This is a genomic window from Roseovarius halophilus (ex Wu et al. 2025) (genome assembly GCF_047086965.1).
Genome location: NZ_JBKOTX010000404.1, coordinates 1 through 2,209 on the forward strand (window position 1 = coordinate 1; position 2,209 = coordinate 2,209).

2 protein-coding genes and 2 pseudogenes are annotated in these 2,209 nt (G+C 72.1%); all 4 read left to right on the plus strand.

Annotated features, from left to right (window positions below):
• Nucleotides 1-219 (plus strand): annotated as a pseudogene (locus tag ACH107_RS32170) (deoxyribodipyrimidine photolyase); the annotation flags it as partial.
• Entirely contained in the window at nucleotides 216-1,163 is a 948-nt protein-coding gene (locus ACH107_RS32175; RefSeq protein ID WP_412509682.1) for an NAD(P)/FAD-dependent oxidoreductase, read from the plus strand. The pseudogene ACH107_RS32170 and the gene ACH107_RS32175, both read left to right, overlap by 4 nt.
• Nucleotides 1,156-1,980: an isoprenylcysteine carboxylmethyltransferase family protein gene (locus ACH107_RS32180; protein ID WP_310702587.1), complete on the plus strand. Its 825-nt coding sequence runs from the start codon at nucleotides 1,156-1,158 to the stop codon at nucleotides 1,978-1,980. The genes ACH107_RS32175 and ACH107_RS32180 overlap by 8 nt, the downstream gene beginning before the upstream one ends.
• A pseudogene (locus tag ACH107_RS32185) lies at nucleotides 1,955-2,134 on the plus strand (3-demethylubiquinone-9 3-O-methyltransferase); the annotation flags it as partial. The gene ACH107_RS32180 and the pseudogene ACH107_RS32185, both read left to right, overlap by 26 nt.
• Between the last annotated feature and the right edge of the window lie 75 nt (nucleotides 2,135-2,209).

Below are 2,209 nucleotides of genomic sequence, written 5' to 3' on the forward strand. Positions count from 1 at the left end.
GCCCGCGCCGGGGCGCGCCAGATCGTCACGCCCTATGTGCCGACCGGCCCGCTGCGCGACTGGCTGGACGAGGCGCGCCCCGCACTGGCCCAGGCCGGTATCACCCTGGCCGAGTGGCAGCGCGACTGGGACCGGCTGATCTGGCCCCATGCCACCGCCGGGTTCTTCAAGGTCAAGAAACAGATCCCCCGCATCTTGCACGCGGCGGGCCTGTCATGACCCGCACCCTCGTCATCGGCGCCGGCATGGCCGGCATCGCCTGCGCACGGGCGCTCAGGGACGCCGGCCGCCCGGTGCGCGTGATCGACAAGGGCCGCGGCATCGGCGGGCGCATGGCGACACGCCGGGCCGAAACCTCGGCGGGGCAGCCCCTGCGTTTCGACCACGGAGCGCAATATGTCACCGCCCGCGATCCCGGGTTTGCCGCGCTGCTGACCGCGTCGGCGGCGGCGGCCCTCTGGGCGGATGGCGCAGCACATCCGCATTACGTGGGCCTGCCCGGCATGTCGGGCCTGCCGCGGGCCATGGTCGCTGGGCTGGACGTGTCCCTTGGCGTCGAGGTGGCCGAGGTCCGCCGGGCCGGGGCAATCTGGCAGGTGGCAACCCGAGACACGGTGATCGAGGCAGAGCACGTGGTCCTGGCGGTGCCCGCGCCCCAGGTCGCACCGCTGATCGGCGCCGATCACCCGCTCGCCGCCCGGCTGGAGGCGGTGGAGATCGCCCCCTGCCTGACGCTGATGGCGGCCTTTCCTGCCGATGCGCCCGCGCCCTTCGTGAGCCGCAAGCTGTCAGAGGGGCCGCTGGCCTTCATCGCACGCGACAGCAGCAAGCCGGGCCGCCCGGGCGGGGCCGTCGCGTGGGTGGCGCAGGCCAGCCCCGGCTGGTCGGCCGCGCACCTGGAACAAGACAGGCAAGAGATGGCCCGCCGGATGCTGCCGCCTCTTTGTGCCGAGATCGGGGCCGCGGCGGACAGCGCGCTGCATGTCGCGGCGCATCGCTGGCGCTATGCCCGCGTGACGGCACCGCTGGGCAAGGCTTTTGTGCGAGACGCCAGCGGCACGCTGCACCTGGGCGGCGACTGGTGCCTAGGGCCACGGGTCGAGGCCGCCTGGGCCAGCGGCACCGCCATCGCCGCGGATATCATGGCGGGTTCGGATGCGTGACGACCCGCGCATTGCTGGCCTTCTCCGCCTGATCACGGGGGCGCTGCATCCCGCGCCTGGCGTGGGGCGGATGGTGCTGGCGCTGGTCATGGGGGCGCTGTGCCACGCGCTCTTTGCCGCCGCGGTGCTGGCCATGATCGCGGCCATGTTCTTCGGGCTGAGCGAGAGTCTGGGCACCGTGCCCTGGCCCTGGGCCGCGCTGGCCAACGCCGCGCTGATCGTCCAATTCCCGCTGGTCCACTCGGCCTTGCTGACGCCGCGCGGCGGGACTCTTCTGACGCGGCTGATCCCCGGCCGCCACGGCGGCACGCTCGCCACCACCAGCTATGCCGTCATCGCCTCGGCCCAGTTGCTGGCGCTCTTCGCGCTCTGGACCCCCTCGGGCATCGTCTGGTGGCGGGCCGAGGGTGCGGCGTTCTGGGCGATTTGCGGCGCCTATGCCGCCGCCTGGCTGCTGCTGATCAAGGCCAGTTTCGACGCCGGGGCCGAGGTGCAATCGGGCGCGCTGGGCTGGATGTCGCTGCTGGCCGGGCGCAGGCCGGTCTTTCCCGACATGCCCGTGCTGGGCCTGTTCCGGGTCATCCGCCAGCCGATCTACGTCGCCTTCGCCCTGACGCTCTGGACGGTGCCGGTCTGGACGCCGGACCAACTGGCCCTGGCCGTCAGCTATACCGCCTATTGCCTTCTGGCCCCGCGCCTGAAGGAACGCCGCTTTGCCGCGCGCTACGGGAGCCGCTTCGCGGGGTATCGCGCGCGGGTGCCCTATGTCCTGCCCAAGAGGAGGCCCGGAAATGCGCAACGACCTGACGATCTATGACGCCGTTGCCGATCACTGGTGGTCGGACGAGATCCGCTGGGTGCGCACGCTCAAGAACCTCGTGCCGGGCCGGCTGTCCTGGTTCGACCGCCAGATCGACTGGGCGGGCAAGCAGGTGCTGGACCTTGGCTGCGCCGGGGGCTTTATGGCCGAGCCTCCGGGATGCCGGACATGCCCCACGGCTTCGCCTCGGGCTCGAAGGCGCCGAGCATGAGCTTGCCCGCGTCCT

What these genes read in the sequence shown, in the direction of transcription:
- ACH107_RS32180 (WP_310702587.1), top strand. Translation starts at nt 1,156, where the DNA reads ATGCGTGACGACCCGCGCATTGCTGGCCTTCTCCGCCTGATCACGGGG.
- ACH107_RS32175 (WP_412509682.1), top strand. Translation starts at nt 216, where the DNA reads ATGACCCGCACCCTCGTCATCGGCGCCGGCATGGCCGGCATCGCCTGC.